This window comes from Roseateles sp. P2_H4 (assembly GCF_056403315.1).
Window position 1 is genome coordinate 19,631 of sequence record NZ_JBFUFR010000056.1, and the last position, 15,538, is coordinate 35,168.

General features: G+C 69.1%; 15 protein-coding genes. 7 read left to right on the plus strand and 8 right to left on the minus strand.

Going from position 1 to position 15,538, the window contains the following annotated elements; all coding sequences use genetic code 11:
• Positions 1–2: 2 nt before the first annotated feature.
• Genes AC1DW3_RS27945 through AC1DW3_RS27960 form a run of 4 tightly spaced genes read right to left on the minus strand, consistent with a single transcriptional unit; the run spans position 3 to position 3,763 of the window.
• On the minus strand, positions 3–1,025 hold the full coding sequence (locus AC1DW3_RS27945; protein WP_477937081.1) for an SIS domain-containing protein: 1,023 nt from the start codon (positions 1,023–1,025) through the stop codon (positions 3–5).
• A complete protein-coding gene (gene nagA / locus AC1DW3_RS27950; protein ID WP_477937083.1) occupies positions 1,006–2,130 on the minus strand; it encodes an N-acetylglucosamine-6-phosphate deacetylase in 1,125 nt (374 codons plus the stop codon). Before nagA ends, AC1DW3_RS27945 begins: the two co-directional genes overlap by 20 nt.
• Entirely contained in the window at positions 2,130–2,858 is a 729-nt protein-coding gene (locus AC1DW3_RS27955; RefSeq protein ID WP_477937085.1) for a GntR family transcriptional regulator, read from the minus strand. The genes nagA and AC1DW3_RS27955 overlap by 1 nt, the downstream gene beginning before the upstream one ends.
• Positions 2,855–3,763 carry a glucosamine kinase nucleotide-binding domain-containing protein gene (locus tag AC1DW3_RS27960; RefSeq protein ID WP_477937087.1) on the minus strand — a complete coding sequence of 303 codons (909 nt, stop codon included), beginning with the start codon at positions 3,761–3,763 and terminating at the stop codon, positions 2,855–2,857. Before AC1DW3_RS27960 ends, AC1DW3_RS27955 begins: the two co-directional genes overlap by 4 nt.
• A 183-nt stretch (positions 3,764–3,946) precedes the next feature.
• Between AC1DW3_RS27960 and AC1DW3_RS27965 the strand changes: the two genes are divergently transcribed.
• Both AC1DW3_RS27965 and AC1DW3_RS27970 read left to right on the plus strand, forming a co-directional pair.
• The gene (locus AC1DW3_RS27965; protein ID WP_477937089.1) at positions 3,947–5,425 is read left to right on the plus strand and encodes a hypothetical protein; all 1,479 of its coding nucleotides are present in this window, start codon (positions 3,947–3,949) and stop codon (positions 5,423–5,425) included.
• Positions 5,426–5,517: 92 nt separating this feature from the next.
• Complete coding sequence (locus AC1DW3_RS27970) at positions 5,518–6,579, plus strand: hypothetical protein (RefSeq protein WP_477937091.1); 1,062 nt, start codon at positions 5,518–5,520, stop codon at positions 6,577–6,579.
• Here AC1DW3_RS27970 and AC1DW3_RS27975 read toward each other — a convergent pair.
• Together AC1DW3_RS27975 and AC1DW3_RS27980 are read right to left on the minus strand one after the other, a co-directional pair.
• Positions 6,573–7,340, minus strand: a complete 768-nt coding sequence (locus tag AC1DW3_RS27975) for a TIGR03915 family putative DNA repair protein (RefSeq protein WP_477937093.1) — start codon at positions 7,338–7,340, stop codon at positions 6,573–6,575. The genes AC1DW3_RS27970 and AC1DW3_RS27975 overlap by 7 nt on opposite strands.
• On the minus strand, positions 7,340–8,593 hold the full coding sequence (locus AC1DW3_RS27980; RefSeq protein WP_477937095.1) for a putative DNA modification/repair radical SAM protein: 1,254 nt from the start codon (positions 8,591–8,593) through the stop codon (positions 7,340–7,342). Before AC1DW3_RS27980 ends, AC1DW3_RS27975 begins: the two co-directional genes overlap by 1 nt.
• Positions 8,594–8,691: 98 nt before the next feature.
• On the opposite strand from AC1DW3_RS27980, the gene lplT reads away from it, so the two are divergent.
• The gene (lplT, locus tag AC1DW3_RS27985) at positions 8,692–9,972 is read left to right on the plus strand and encodes a lysophospholipid transporter LplT (protein ID WP_477937097.1); all 1,281 of its coding nucleotides are present in this window, start codon (positions 8,692–8,694) and stop codon (positions 9,970–9,972) included.
• Between the two features lie 70 nt (positions 9,973–10,042).
• Positions 10,043–10,516: a hypothetical protein gene (locus tag AC1DW3_RS27990; protein WP_477937099.1), complete on the plus strand. Its 474-nt coding sequence runs from the start codon at positions 10,043–10,045 to the stop codon at positions 10,514–10,516.
• A gap of 19 nt (positions 10,517–10,535) precedes the next feature.
• Here the strand turns inward: AC1DW3_RS27990 and AC1DW3_RS27995 are convergent, their stop codons facing one another.
• The gene (locus AC1DW3_RS27995) at positions 10,536–11,777 is read right to left on the minus strand and encodes a glycosyltransferase family 4 protein (protein ID WP_477937101.1); all 1,242 of its coding nucleotides are present in this window, start codon (positions 11,775–11,777) and stop codon (positions 10,536–10,538) included.
• 113 nt (positions 11,778–11,890) lie between these two features.
• On the opposite strand from AC1DW3_RS27995, the gene AC1DW3_RS28000 reads away from it, so the two are divergent.
• From AC1DW3_RS28000 to asd, 3 genes are read left to right on the plus strand one after another with little or no spacing between them, the layout of a single operon-like run.
• On the plus strand, positions 11,891–12,505 hold the full coding sequence (locus AC1DW3_RS28000) for an Mpo1-like protein (RefSeq protein ID WP_477937103.1): 615 nt from the start codon (positions 11,891–11,893) through the stop codon (positions 12,503–12,505).
• 4 nt (positions 12,506–12,509) lie between these two features.
• A complete protein-coding gene (locus AC1DW3_RS28005) occupies positions 12,510–14,165 on the plus strand; it encodes an aminotransferase class III-fold pyridoxal phosphate-dependent enzyme (RefSeq protein ID WP_477937105.1) in 1,656 nt (551 codons plus the stop codon).
• Entirely contained in the window at positions 14,165–15,082 is a 918-nt protein-coding gene (gene asd, locus AC1DW3_RS28010; protein ID WP_477937107.1) for an archaetidylserine decarboxylase, read from the plus strand. Before AC1DW3_RS28005 ends, asd begins: the two co-directional genes overlap by 1 nt.
• Here the strand turns inward: asd and AC1DW3_RS28015 are convergent.
• Positions 15,069–15,538, minus strand: a 470-nt coding sequence (locus AC1DW3_RS28015; RefSeq protein WP_477937109.1) for a UDP-2,3-diacylglucosamine diphosphatase, incomplete at its 5' end; no start/stop codon positions are given. The genes asd and AC1DW3_RS28015 overlap by 14 nt on opposite strands.

Genomic DNA, 15,538 nt, shown 5'->3' on the forward strand with positions numbered 1-15,538 from the left:
GATCAATGCGTCTTGGTGACTTTGGCCAGGTTGGGCGGGACGTCGGGGTTGAAGCCGCGGGCACGCGCCAGCGCCTCGACCATGGGATAGAAGCTCTGCACGAGGGCGATGGGATCCAGGTCCTCGTTGCCCGTGGTGACCAGCGGCAGCTCGGCGCCGGGCGTGCCGATGGGCGCGGCCAGCAGCACACGGCCACCGCGGCCGCGCATTTCCTCGGCGATGGCCAGCAGGCCGGCCTGGGCCGGGCCGCGCGGCGCGAAGATCAGCAGCGGGTAGCCGTCGCGCACGAGAGCCATGGGGCCATGCTTGACCTCGGCACYCGAGAAGGCCTCGGCCTGGATGCCACAGGTTTCCTTGAGCTTGAGCGCCGCTTCCATCGCGACGGCCAGGCCCGTGCCCCGGCCGAGCACGAAGAGGCGTTCTTCGTTCTGCAGCACCGGCAGCGCCGCGCTCCAGTCCAGCTTGGCGGCCTGCTCCAGCGCGACGGGCAACACGTTCAGCGCGGCACGCAGCGCATCGTCCTGCTGCCACGCAGCGACGACGCGGGCACCGGCGACGAGCTGGGCGATATAGCTCTTGGTGGCGGCCACGCTCTTCTCGGCGCCGGCGTGCAGTTCGAACACATGCTCGGCGGCGGCGGCGAGTGGTGAACCGCTGGCGTTGACGAAGGCCACCGTGCGCGCACCACCCTCACGGAAGAACTTCGTCGGCGCGATCAGGTCGGGGCTCTGGCCGGACTGCGAGAAGGCCATGGACAACAGGCCCTGGCAGTGGATGCGGCTCTGGTAGAGCGTGATCAGCGACATCGGCAGCGAAGTGACCAGCCGGCCCAGGCGCGCCATGACGAGATAGGCGAGGTAATGGGCGGCGTGGTCGGAGCTCCCACGTGCAATCGTCAGCACGCTGGTGGGCGGCACCTCCTGTAGTGCCTGGCCCAGGCGGGCATAGCTCAGCGGGTCCGCTGCCAATTGGCGGGCCACCACGTCCGGCGCGCTCAGCGCCTCCTCAAGCATCAACGACGACATCGATCTCTTCACCTTCTACAAACACGCGCCGCAGGTTCAGCGCGGCATCCATCACGACCACATCGGCCCAGGCGCCGACGGCGAGGCGCCCCCGGTCGGCCAGGCCCAGATACTCGGCCGCCGCGGTCGACACGCGCCGCGCGGCATCCATCAAATCCAGGCCCAGCACCTGCACGAGATTGCGCAGGGCCTGGTCCATGGTCAGTGCGCTGCCGGCCAGCGTGCCGTCAGCCAGGCGCACACCGCCCAAACACTTTTGAACCGTGTATTCGCCGAGGCGGTACTCGCCATCGGGCATGCCGGCGGCCGCCGTTGAATCGGTGACGCAGAACAGGCCGGGGATGCTGCGCAGCGCGACGCGGATGGCGCCGGGGTGCACATGCATCAGGTCGGGGATGAGCTCGGCGTGTTCGCCATGCGCCAGCGCCGCGCCGACCATGCCGGGCTCGCGGTGGTGCAAGCCCGTCATCGCGTTGAAGAGGTGGGTGAAGCCGGCCGCGCCGGCCTTGATGGCGGCCACGCCGTCGTCGTAGCCGCCGTTGCTGTGGCCGATCTGCACGCGGATGCCAGCGTCGCGCAGCGGGCCGATGAGGGCCAGGTGGCCGGTCATCTCGGGCGCGATGGTCAGCACCTTGATGGGCGCAAATTCGTTCAGGCGCTGCACCTCTTCCAGCGTCGCGGGAATGGCGTGAGCGGGCTGGGCACCGAGCTTGTCGGGGCTGATGTAGGGACCTTCGAGATGCACGCCGAGCACGCGCGCCGACTGGCGGCCGCGCTCGCGGCAGACCGGGCCGAGGGCCTTCAGTGCGGCCTCGATCTCGCCGACGGGCGCGGTCATCGTCGTGGCCAGGAAGGCCGTCGTGCCGTGGCGCGCATGGCGACGCGCAATCGTCGCGATGGCGTCGCCGCCCTCCATCGTGTCGCGGCCACCGCCACCGTGCACATGGGTGTCGACGAAGCCGGGCAGCAGGATGGGCCGGCCACCCTCGCCGGCGCGCGAGACGTCGATGGGCGTGCCACTGAGGGCCGCGACGCGACCGTGCGCGATGTCCAGGTGGCCGGTGATCACGCCTTGCGGCGTGACGATGTCGCCTTCAAGCCGCATCAGTCACGCCTCATTTCGGCGACGAAGTCGTAGTAGTCGCTGCGGCAGTAGGAATGCGTCAGCTCGACGGCCTGGCCGGATGACAGATAGCCGACCCGCGTGATGAAGAGCACCGCCGCGCCTAACGGCACTTCCAGCAGACCGGCAAGCTTGGCGTCGGCATTCAGCGCACGGATGTGCTGCAGGGCGCGCACCGGGGCGCGGTCGCCGAGGTGGGTGTAGAGCGAGGCCTCGACCTTTTGCGGGTCGGGCAGCACGGTCTGCGGCAGCACCGAGACTTCGTAGGCCATGACGACCGAGTCGGCCAGGCGCAGGCGCTCCAGGCGCGCCACGCGCTCGCCGCTCTTCAACTCCAGCGACAGCTGCTCGTCGGGTGCCGCCGGCGTGAAGCCGCGCAGCAGCCAGCGCGAGCTGGGCACGAAGCCGCGCTGGTGCAGTTCTTCCGAGAAGCTGGTCAGGCGCGTCAGCGGCTGCTCCAGCTTGGGCGCGATGTAGTTGCCCGAGCCGCGCTTGCGGATGATCAGCCCCTGCTCGACGAGACGGTCAATGGCCTTGCGCGCGGTGACGCGCGACAGCTCGAGCTGCTCGGCCAGCACGCGCTCGCTCGGCAGGGCCTCGTCGGCGTGGAAGACGCCGTCGCGGATGGCCGTCGCCAGGCTTTGCGCCAGCTGCATATAGAGAGGCGACGCCGCGTTGGGGTCGGGCTTGAAAGCGAAAACAGCGCTCATGCGGGGTTCATTTCTTGTTGTTGAATCAGCCAGAGGGCGCCGGTGACCGGCTCGCCTTGGGGTTCGACACGGCGTGACTGCAAGGCCGGGCTGAGGCGCGGCGCGAGGCGCAGCGCGATGCTGCCGGCCAGGGCCAGCGGCAGGGTGGGATGAAGGGCTGCCGCGAGGGCGTCCAGCGCCCTGGCGGCCTCGGCCAGCAGCGCGCTGGCGGCAGCGTCGTTTTCCGCGTGCTCGAAGACCAGGGGCGCGAGGCTGGCATAGCCGCCCTGCCCCGCCTGGGCGCAGAAGCCCAGCATGTCTTCGCGCGTGGCGCCGGCCTGGCGCCAGACGGCCTGCACCAGCGGACCGGTGGCGGCGCGGCCGTCGTAGGCGGCCTGGGCCAGCTTCATGGCCTGCTGGCCCAGCCAGGCACCACTGCCTTCGTCGCCGATCTGCCAGCCCCAGCCGCCCACCATGCGGCGGCTGCCGTCGGGCAACAGCGCTTCGGCGACCGAGCCGGTACCGGAGATCAACAGCGCACCCGGCCGGCCGCCATGGGCCCCCAGCAGGGCGACGAGGCCGTCGGTCACCAGAGAGAAGCGTGCCACGCCAGGATCGGCAGCCACGAAGGCGCGCAACTGCGCCGGCACACCGGTGCCGGAGAGGCCCAGCCCGATAGCGCAATCCCGCAGCGCCAAACCGGCCACGCCGGCACGGGCTATGGCTTCTTCAATATGCTTCCAGGCCTGCTCGGTGCCCTGGTTGAGCGCCGAGGCGCCCGCCTCGCCGCGGCCGACGATGCGACCCTCGGCATCCGCCACCACGGCCCGCGTGCTGGTACCGCCCCCATCGATGCCGACCCACCAGCGCGCGGGACGGCCGGAGTCGTGGGAAGTCAGCAGGGAGGGATCGAGAGCAAGCGGCATGGTCGACGGGGTTTAGTCGATACCACTCTAATACCAACGGCGAGGGTCGTCAATTGGTTTTAAACTGGTCTACGGCCACTCAATCAGGCTAAGGATCAGCCCGAGTCAGAGTGTGATCAGCTCTCGGAATCGACAAGAATACCAGTGAGAAACCAACCCGCTCTCTCTTCCGGATCTGCCGCCGTGTTCACTCTTCACCCTGCCGCCAGCGAGGCCCTGGCCGATTTGCTGGGCCGTATCGCCCGCGTCGCCCATCGCCATCCGGCCGCGGCGGACCGGTTGCTGGAAGCCCTCAGCGTAAACGCTTTCACGGCTGGCGACACCGCTGTCGGCGTCGACGCTCTCTATGCGCGCTTCGGTCTGCTGGAGCCCCGAGGCCAGGCGCTGGAATTGCTGCCGGCGCTGGAACAGGCCGGCGCGCTGGCGGCGGCCGGCCACTTCCCGGTGCAGGCCGCCCGCGTGTGCGAGGCGCTGGGCCGCATCGCCTATCAGCAAGGCGAGTACCAGCTCGCCAGCGAGCAGTGGTCGCGGGCCCTGGACCTGGCTGAGGTCAGTGGCCATCTGCAGACCGGCGTGGCCGCGCGCATCGGCCTTGGCCAGATCCATTACGCCCAGGCCGACTGGTCGCGCGGCCTGCGCCAGATGCGCGATGCCGGCGAGCACCTCGCCCAATCCAGCAATGACGGGGACGACAGTTACCTGGCCGCCAAGCTGGCGCTGAACATCGGCGTCGGCAGCATCGAGACCGGCGACCTGCCGGCCGCCGAGCGGCATTTCAGCCACGGCCTGGCGGCGGCGCGGCGCGGTGGCCATCGCGTCTTCGAGGCCGAAGCGCACTGGCACCTGGCTCGCGCGGCCCTGGCCCGCCAGCGCATGGACTGGGCCGTGGCCGATTGCCGCCTGGCCCTGGATATCGCGGCCCGCCATGGCTACCCGTGGCTGGAGGCGGCGGCCAGCCGCACCTGGACCGAGATCGCGCTGGCCCGCGGCGACAACGCGGGCGCCGTGCGCTCCACCCGCCACGGCCTCGCGCTGGCCCAGCGCATCCAGGCCCGCGCCCAGGCTCGCCAGGCCCATCTGCAACTGGCCGAGCTGCTGCAGGCCGAGGGCGACGCGCCCGGCGCGCTGGACCACCTCTGGCAACACCTGGCACTTCAGTCCGAAATCGAGCGACTGAGCCTGCCGGCACGCGCGACGCTCGCCGCGCCGCCGGCGGATGAGGGCGCCGCGCCGCTGACGCCGGAAGAATTGCTGCTGCATCTGTGCGGCCAGCGCCAGCGCCTGGCGGCCGCGCCGCCGCCCGAAGCGCTGGCCGAGCTGAAGACGGCCAGCGCCCGCATCCTCGGGTTGGCGAGCGTCATCCGTTGGCCGGTCGGCAGCGCTGGGCTGAATGCCAATGAGCAGCCGCGTTATGTGGACCTGCTGACCCGTCATGGCGCTCCGCTGGCGCTGCCGGACGCGGCCCTCCATCCCTGCCACGCCGAGCTGGCCGGACTGGCTGGCGCCGCCGAAGCGCGCATCGAGGTGCCGCTTTACGACGGTGCCCAGTTGGCCGGCGCGCTGTGGCTGGTGGACGCCCGCGCCACGCGGGCCTGGACGCGGCAGGAGCTGCTGATCGCCAGCCAGTTGGCCCTGCTGTTCGAAGGCGTGGGCCGGGGTTGAGCGCAGCGAGGTGGGCGCAGCCACCTCAGACTTGACGATGTCAGGGACGCGCGTGGGCGGGACAGTGCCGCATCGACCTGCGAGGCGCTGTCATGCCCAAACCCCTTCTGAATCACGCCGCCTGCTCCCTGCTCGCGGCTCTGACCCTGGCCGCAACGGCCAGCCAGGCGCAGGATGACCAGAAACCCGAGCGCTGCGGCAAGGCGGGAGGACCGGAACGCTTCGTTGCCTTCCACGACAACTATGGGCTCTGGAACCAGATGAGCAACAACGGCTGGGCGCCGCGCGATGAGCGGGCCTTGCGCGGGCAGGTGTCGGTGAAGTACTCCCTCGTGAACTGCCCGCAGCGGCGCAACGAGAAAACCCGCGCACTGAAGCCCGCACCGGCCGCCGCGGATACGGCAGACAGCGCCGGCGTCGTCCAGCCACTGGAGGCCGACAGCAAGCGCCCCGACTTCTGGGAACGACTGCGCAGCGCCGAGGTGTTCGTCTCCTATACCAACCGCTTCGACTTCTATGTGGGCTCGCGCGACTCGGGGCCGGTCATCAACCGTGTCAACAACCCCGGCCTGCACCTGCGGCTGCCGGCCAGCCTCTTTGGCGGCGACAACCGCGGCGCCTGGCAGCTCAGCTTCGAGCACATGTCCGACGGCCAGGTCGTCGAGCCCGTCAGCAATGCCGACGACCGGCTGCACGCCCAGCGGGCCTATGAGCGCGGCGATCGCCATTTCTTCGACACCATCAGCCGCGGCATGAACTACGTGGCGGTCCAGGGCGAATGGGTCTGGGGCGCACAGGACGACAGTGCCCCCGTCTACGACGTGCGGGCCAAGCTCAAGGCCTATGTGAGCAGCGACTCGGCCATCACCTGGGGGCCGCTGGCCGGTCAGGGTTTGAAGTTCGCCGACTACGAACGGCTCACGGTGCGTGCCGGCGCGTTCTGGCCCGGGCTGGGGCGCTTTGAGCTGACGTCGCAGATCGGTGACAGTGGCTTCAGGCACGCCTCGCACACCATCGGCTGGCAACCGCAATTCAATTGGGGCGCCGTCAACCTGCCGATCTATCTGCAGGCGCATTTCGGCCCGATGAACACGCTGTCGAACTACACGCAGCGGCAGAACTCGATCGGCATCGGCCTGCGCCTCGCCTACTGATCACGCGGCGCCAGCATGCCGGCCTCGCGCTGGGGCGCTTCGCGCACCAGTTCGCTGATGAGCGTGGTCTCCGGCATCAGCGCCCAGTAGCGCACCGGCATCTCCTTCTTCATCGCCGCGACCTTGAGGCGGGCCGGGTTGAAGATGCTGCGGTAGTAGGTCAGCCACAACGCTTCGCCGGCGTCTTCGGGCGGTGCGTCTTCACGACTCGCCTGTCCGGCGCCGGACAGGCGCTGGCCATCCCAGTGCAGGCAGCCCCGCGGCGTCAGGATGGCCCAGGGATGCTGGGCGAAGCGGCGCACGAAGAAGGGCGCGACGGCGCGCAGGATGTGATGGGCCGGCTCGAACCAGGCGACATGGCGGCGGCCCCCGGCGGCCTGCGCGTCGGTCACCTCGCGAAAGCGCACGAAGGCATGCATCTTGTGGATGTCGCGGTCCACCTGCCGGGCCAGTGATTGCAGGCCGCGGCGCTCGGCATCGAGCACGTCGGCCCACAGGCTAGCGTCGCGCTGCAGTCGGCGCGCAAAGGCGAGCAGGCGGGCGTAGCGTGCATCGTCGGCGTGCATGGCCACGCGGTGGCCGAGTTCGTCCCAGCCGTCGGGCGGCGCCCATGGCCGCGCCCCTGTCTCAGCGGCCTCGCCAAACAGCGCGGCCTGGGCGCCGACGTCGCGGGTCCAGCTCGCGTCACCGCCGGCCAGCAGCGCCGGCAGCTGCGCGGCAAAGCCGGCCCAGTCGGCAGGGTGACGCAGCGGCAGCTTCATCAGAACAAGGCGGTCTGCTCGGGCGCAAGCGCCGGCCGCGCCAGCGTCTGCACATCCGTCGCGCTCGGCCGGTGATCCACGGCGACCAGGAAAGGCAAGGCGCGCCGGGCCGCCGGGCCGAGGGCCAGCAGGTCGGCCCGGCGCACCCGGCGGCGCAGGCGTGCGGCCAGCAGCCTGTCGACCGAGGCGACGCCCAGACCCGGCACCCGCAACAGGGCCTCGCGCGGCGCGCGGTCCACGTCGACGGGAAAGCTGGCCGGATGGGCCAGCGCCCAGGCGAGCTTGGGGTCGTGGTGCAGCGACAGGAAGCCAGCCTCGGTGACGATCTCGTCGGCACCGAAGCCGTAGAAGCGCATCAGCCAATCGGCTTGGTAAAGCCGGTGCTCGCGCATCAGCGGCGCCGCCTGCGGCGGCAATGCCGCGCTGGCATGCGGGATGGGGCTGTAGGCCGAGTAATAGACCCGCCTCAGCCCCTGCCCCGTGTAGAGCCGGCTGGACAACTGCAGCACGGCGCGGTCGTCCGACGCATCGGCGCCGACGATGAGCTGGGTGCTCTGGCCCGCCGGCGCGAAGCTGGGCGGCCTGGCCGCGCGTGCCGCGGCGCCGGGCAGCGAGCGCACGGCCTGCGCCTCGCGCCTGGCCTCGCGCGCGGCCTGCAGGCGCAGATGGATGCGCGACATCGTGCGATCGATGCCGTCAGCATCCTTCTCGGGCGCCAAGGCCTTCAGGCTGGTGGCGCTGGGCAGCTCGACGTTGATGGACAGCCGGTCGGCATAGAGGCCCGCGCGCTCGACGAGTTCGGGGCTGGCGTCGGGAATCGTCTTCAGGTGGATATAGCCCTTGAAGTGCTGCTGCTCGCGCAGCCGCCGCGCAACTTCGATGACCTGCTCCATCGTGTAGTCGGGCGTGCGGATGATGCCGCTGGACAGGAACAGGCCTTCGATGACGTTGCGGCGGTAGAAGGACAGCGTCAGCTCCACGACCTCGTCGATGGCGAAGCGGGCGCGGCGTGTGTCACTGGACTTGCGGTTGATGCAGTAAAGGCAGTCGTACACGCACCAGTTCGTCAGCAGCACCTTGAGCAGCGACACGCAGCGGCCGTCGGGCGTGAAGGAGTGGCAGATGCCGGCGCCGGTGGTCGAACCCATGCCGCGGCCATCGCGAGAGTCCCGCTTCTCGCCGCCGCTGCTCGCGCAGGAGGCGTCGTACTTGGCGGCGTCCGCGAGGATGGCGAGCTTGTCCTGAACTTCCATGGCAATACTGTATACAAATACAGCTTTGCCATCCGTCACCGGAAGTTCATGCGCCGTTTCATCGGCGCTTCACGGCGCATAGTCACAGTGCGCCTCCTGTGCCCACCGCCACGACCGACCTCGCGCCCGCTGCCATCTCCTGTTCACGGCAGGCGCGGCTGCCGCGCGGCTTCGGCATCGTCATCGGCGCGCAGTTCGCGTCGGCGCTGGCCGACAACGCGATGCTCATCGTCGCCATCGCGCTGCTGGTCCAGCAGGGCTGGCCGGCCTGGTGGGCGCCGCTGCTGAAGTTCGGCTTCATGCTGGCCTACGTGCTGCTGGCACCCTGGGTCGGCCCGCTGGCCGATGCCTTCGCCAAGGGACGCGTGATGGCGGCGATGAATCTCGTCAAGATGATCGGCCTCGGGCTGCTGGCCTGCGGCCTGCACCCGGTCGCCGCGCTGGCCGTCGTGGGCCTGGGCGCAGCGGCCTATGCGCCAGCCAAGTACGGCCTCATCACCGAACTGGCCGAGCCCGAGGCGCTGGTGAAAGCCAATGGCTGGATCGAGATCAGCGTCGTGTCCGCGGCGCTGCTGGGCGCCGTGCTGGGGGGGGCACTGGTCAGCCCCCAATGGCTGGGCTCGGGTCTGGCCGAGTTCTGCGACGGGCTGGATCTGGCCGCCGACAAGCTGACCGGCTCGCTGGCGGCGCTGCTGCTGATCTATGCCGTGAGCAGCCTGCTGAATGCGGGCATCCCGGACAGCGGCCGACGCCAGCGCAGCCCGGCGCATGACCCGATGACGCTGCTGCGCGAATTCCGCGCGGCCAATCGCACGCTGTGGCGCGATCGTGAGGGCGGGCTGTCGCTGGCGGCGACGACGCTGTTCTGGGGCGTCGGCGCGACCTTGCAGTTCGCGGTGCTGCGCTGGGCGGGGGAGGCACTCGACCTGCCCTTGAACCAGGCGGCGTATCTGCAGGCGGCCGTGGCGGTGGGCGTCATCGGCGGCGCCGCGGCGGCGGGCCGTTGGCTGGCGCTGCATCAGGCGCGGCATGGGCTGTGGGCGGGCGTGATGCTGGGCCTGCTGATGCCGGTCGTGGCGCAGGTCAGCGAGGTGGCCACCGCTGCTGTTGTGCTGGCCCTGGTCGGCGCCGTGGGTGGCGCGATGGTCGTGCCCTTGAACGCCCTGCTGCAGCACCGCGGAGCCACCCTGCTGAGCGCGGGACGGTCGATCGCCGTGCAGGGCTTCAACGAGAACCTGAGCGTGTTGCTGATGCTCGCGGCGTATGCGGGATGTGAGGCAGCACAATTGCCGATCGGCGTGACGCTGAGCGGGTTGGGGGCGCTGGTGGCGGGGGCGATTGCGGTGCTGATCTGGGTCGATACGACTCGCCGCAGCTGAACATCCCAGACACCGCCTCTCTAAACTTACCGTGACGCAGCAGCAGCAGCGTCGCGCCCCGCCACTTCAGATGATTGCCAAGATGCGCCTTGCCTCAGCCATTGCCGCCTGCGCAACACTTGCGAGCGCCCAGGCCACGGCATGCAGTTGCTCTATCCCGCCGCCCATAGCCGGCGAAGGCCATGAGGCCTATCTGATCCGTCGCTGGACCCTCTATCTGGACCCTGCACGATTCAACAACGTCTTCATGGCAACAGTGGCGGAGAACTTGGGCCGGCATCACGCGATGACCACGCGCGATGGCGCCTGGCCAGTGAGGCTGGCGGATGTCGACGTGCTTGCGGGTCGCGCGCCGTCTGACGGCGTCATACACAACAACAACTCTTGCTGGGCTCACGCCCCGGTTGGCAGCAAGATCCTCGTCCGAACGGACGACAGCTTTCAGGTCGGCCTGTGCACTGTGGATCAGCTGAACGAGATTCCCTTGGACGCGATCAACATGGTCATCCGAAAGAAGCACCCGCGGCCCTTGACCGCGGAATAGCGCCGTACTTCGCGGACCATCACGCCGCCGGCTGCAGCCCTCGCATCGCAAACGCTGGCTCAGTCCGGCTGATCGCACTTTCCAGCACCGACTCGAACCGGGCGGTGATGTCACCCCAGTCCAGACGGCGCGCCGTCATCCTGGCCTGCTCGGCCACGGCACGCCGCGCCGCCGCGTCGAAGGCCGCCACGCGCGTCGCTGCAATGAAGTCCGACTCCTTGCCCGGCCCCGCCAGCCAGCCGTTCACGCCGCTACGGATCAACTCGCCGGCCGCCGCGCTTTCGAAGGCGACCACGGCGCAACCGCTGGCCATGGCTTCGGTCGTGACGTTGCCGAAGGTCTCGGTCAGGCTCGCGAACAGGAACATGTCCAGCCCCGCGTAGTGCGCAGCCAGGTTGTCGCCGCTGCGCGAACCGGCGAAGACCGCTTCCGGCGCACGCGCGGCCAGTTCGGCGCGCATCGGGCCGTCACCGACGAACACCAGCCGCACTCGTGGTTGCACGGCCTTGACGGCCTCATAGGCGGCGAGCACGACGCCCAGGTTCTTCTCCGGCGCCAGTCGGCCCACATAGCCCATCACGAGATCATCCGGCCCCGCGCCCCAGCTTGCGCGCATCGCGGCGCTGCGGCGCGCGGGGTCGAAACGCTGGGCGTCCACGCCGCGCCCCACCACTGTCAGCCGCTCGAAGCCGCGGTCGGCCAGCAGCACGCGCATGGCTTCGGTGGGCACCATGGTGGCATCGCAGCGGTTATGGAATTTGCGCAGATAGCCCATGATGGGCTTGGACAGCAGGCCCAGGCGGTAGTGCTTGCCGTAGGCGTGGAAGTTGGTGCGGTAGTCCGACGTGACGGGCAGCGCCAGGTGCTGCGCCGCCTGCAGGGCCGACCAGCCCAGCGGACCTTCGGTCGCGATGTGCACGACGTCGGGCCGCTTCAGCGACCACAGCTTCACGAGCGCCCGCTTGCTCGGCACGCCCATGCGCAGATTGGGGTAGAGGGGCACGGGCAGACCCTTGGTCAGCACCTCGTCGATGGCGGGGTTGCCGCTCGGTGACGGCGCCATCTTGGCGGACTGGCGCGGGCGCACGAGCTGCACGTCGTGGTTGCGGCGGTTCAGGCCGTCGACGACGCGCGCCATAGACATCGCGACGCCGTTGACCTCGGGCGGGTAGGTCTCCGTCACCACCGCGAGCCGGCGCGAATGGCGCGGCGCGGGCAGGTCATCGACCAGGATGTCGTCGGCGTCGTGTGCGGATTTCATGCGCGAATGGTCACGCCGGTATGCAACAGAACGATGACAACAGGACCGTCACGCCGATTTCACGCAAGCACCCCACCATCCGCCCCGCTTGCCACCCAACATGAGGACGGGACGTGAACGAGTTCTTCCAAACCCTGAAGACCCAGCGCTGGGACGACCACCGCTACTACCACCACAGCCGCATCAACCAGAGCCTGCACCTGATCAGCGCGCTGAGCTTCCTGGTGTCGTATGCGCTGCTGTTCGTGAATCCCGCGTGGGCCGCGCTGCTGGCCTGGTGCGTGTCGATGACGACGCGCCAGGCGGGTCACTTCTTCTTCGAGCCGCGCGGTTACGACCATGTCAACCAGGCCACCGACGAGTACAAGGAAGAGATCAAGATTGGCTACAACATCCGCCGCAAGATCGTGCTGATGGCGGTGTGGGTGGCGCTGCCGCTGGTGCTGTGGCTGTCGCCGTCGCTGGGCGGCCTGATCCAGCCGGCCGTGGGCCTGCCGGGCTTCCTCGAGGACGTCGGCATGGCCTGGTTCTGCCTGGGCGTGACGGGCCTGGTGTTCCGCGTGGTGCAGCTGTGGGTCACGCAGAACCTGATGCAGGGACTGGCCTGGGGCTTCAAGATCATCACCGACCCTTTCCATGATGTGATGCTGTACTGGAAGGCGCCGCTGTATCTGCTGCGCGGCCAGCTGATCGACCCGATGGACCACGTGGGCCAGCAGGCGCACTGAGCTGATGGACGAGACCCTCACCCTGTCGGCGCTGGCCCTCGGCGTGCTCGCGCTGCTGCCGGCGGTCAAGCGGCGCATTGAGCTGTCACGGGCCAAGCACCGGTCCCTCGCCGGTCACTCGCGCATGGCCAAGCGGCTGGCGCGCTGGGTGCCAGGCTATGCCTATGACTTGGCGCAGTTCTTCACGGCCGATGGTGCGCCGGAGCACGTCGCCTCGCAACGCCGTGCTGCGCTGCAGCGCCTGGGTGCCGAGTTCGACAGGCGCTTCGCCAAGACGCTGGCCGCGACCGAAGCAGCACGCGAGACCATCTCCGATCTGCGTTTCACTGGCCGCTACCGCGTGCCCTTCCAGTTCAGCCCGGTGCTGCGCGAGCACCTGAAGGTGGGGGCCTTCCTGCAGGCCAGCTCCGGCGTGCAGGTGGAAGACCTGGACGGCAACCGGTTCTACGACCTGACGGGCTCCTACGGCGTCAACGTGCTGGGCTATGACGCCTACAAGGCCTGCATCGACGAGGCCGTGGCCACGGCGCGCGAACTGGGCCCGGTGCTCGGTGCCTACCACCCCTGCGTGCTGGATGTGCTGTCGCGGCTGAAGGCCATCTCGGGCCATGAGGAGGTGAGCTTCCACATGTCCGGCACCGAGGCCGTCATGCAGGCCGTGCGGCTGGCGCGTTATCACACGAGAAAGAAGCGCCTGGTGCGCTTTGCCGGCGCCTACCACGGCTGGTGGGAAGACGTGCAGCCCGGCCCCGGCAACCCGCTGCCGCCGCGCGAGACCTTCACGCTGCAGGACATGGCCGAGCGCTCGCTCAAGGTGCTGGCCACGCGCCGTGACATCGCCTGCGTGCTCGTCAACCCGCTGCAGGCCCTGCACCCGAACGCGAATGCGCCGGGTGACTCCGCGCTGATCGACGGCAGCCGCCGCGCGAACTACGACAAGGATCAGCGAGAGGCCTATACCGCGTGGCTCAGGAAGCTGCGCGAGGTCTGCACCGCACGCGGCATCGTGCTGATCTTCGACGAGGTCTTCGTCGGCTTCCGCCTCGCGCCTGGCGGCGCGCAAGAGTACTTCGGCGTCAAGGCCGATCTCGTCACCTATGGCAAGACGCTGGGTGGCGGGCTGCCGGTCGGCGTGGTCTGCGGCAGCCGCGCGCTGATGACGCGTTACCGCGAGGACCGGCCCGCCGACATCTGCTTCGCTCGTGGCACGTTCAATGCCCATCCCTATGTGGTGGCCGCGATGGCGGCCTTCCTGAAGCACATCGAGCGCCCCGAGGTGAAAGCCCTGTACGACGGCCTGGATGCGCGTTGGAACGCCCGCGCCGAGCGCTTCAACGCGCGGCTGCAGCAGGCCGGTGCGCCCGTGCGCGTGGCGAACCTGTCGACCATCTGGACGGTGCTCTACACGCAGCCGGGCCGCTACCACTGGATGCTGCAGTTCTATCTGCGCAAGCACGGCCTGGCGCTGAGCTGGGTGGGCACGGGGCGGTTCATCTTCAGCCTGAACTACGGCGACGCCGAGTTCGAGGAAGTGCTGGACCGTTTTGCTGCCGCCTGTGCCGAGATGCAAGCCGACGGCTGGTGGTGGACGGCGCCCGAGCTCACCGCCAAGGCCATCCGCCGCAGCGTGTTCCGCGAGATGCTGAGCAATAAGTTCTGATGAAAAACCAGGAAGCAGCGCCCGCCCTGGCCGGCGGGAGGAACGGCAGCACCACGTCCCGGCCGGGCTGGTTCAAGCGCCTGGTGGCGCAGGAAGACCTGAACTTCCTGCTGACCAACCGCGTGCCACGCATCGCGCTGACGAAGTTGATGGGGCGTTTCTCGCGCATCGAGAGCCCGCTGCTGACGAAACTGACCATTCGCCTGTGGCGGTGCTTCATCCCGCTCGATCTCAGCGACGCCAGCCACACCGAGTTCCGCTCGCTGAAGGACTGCTTCACGCGCGAACTGAAACCCGGCTCGCGCGTCTTCGATGCGCGGCCCGAGGTCTTGGCCAGCCCGAGCGACGCCATCGTCGGCGCCACCGGCGTGGTCGAGCACGGTCAGGTCTACCAGGCCAAGGGCTTTCTGTACTCGACCGCGGATCTGTTCGGCCCGACGCAGGACGCCAGCGCCTTCGAGGGTGGCCGCTTCGTCACGCTGCGGCTGACGTCGGCGATGTATCACCGCTTCCACGCGCCGGCCGACGGCACGGTCGAGCATGTGAGCTATCTGAGCGGCGACACCTGGAACGTGAACCCGGTGGCTTTGAAGCGCGTCGAGCGGCTGTTCTGCCGCAACGAGCGCGCTGTCGTGCGCATGACGCTGGCCAGCGGCCACGCCATTGCGCTGGTGCCGGTGGCGGCCATCCTTGTTGCCAGCATCCGCCTGCATTTCCTCGACGTGCTGCTGCATCTCGGCCGCAAAGGCGCGAACGAAATGCCCTGCTCGGCACCCCATGTCAAAGGCCAGGAGATGGGCTGGTTCGAGCATGGCTCGACCATCATCGTGTTCGTGCCTCGGGGCTTCGAGCTGGCGGATGGCATCGCGCCCGGCGTGCAAATCCGCGCCGGTCAGGCGCTGCTCAGACTGAGCTGACGGCGTCCGCTGCCGAGGCCTTCGCGGCCGCCGGCATCGGCAGCGCCACGGGCATGGCCTTGGGAGCCGGCAGCATGCCCGGCAGCGCGGCTTCGTCGCCGCGATCGATGATCTCCAGGCGGCCATCGAAATGCTCGACCAGCGCCGTCAGGCTCTCGACCCAGTCCCCGTCGTTGCAGTACAGGATGCCGTCGATCTCGCGGATCTCGGCATGGTGGATGTGCCCGCAGACGACGCCATGCGCGCCACGCTTCTTGGCCTCGCGCGCCACGGCGTTCTCGAACTCGTTGATATAGCTGACCGCGCGCTTGACCTTGTGCTTCAGATAACGCGACAGGCTCCAGTACGGCAGCCCGCACTTGGCGCGGATGCGGTTGAACCAGCGATTCACCTTGAGGGTGAATTCGTAGGCCAGGTCGCCCGCGATGGCCAGCCAGCGCGCGCACTGGATGACGC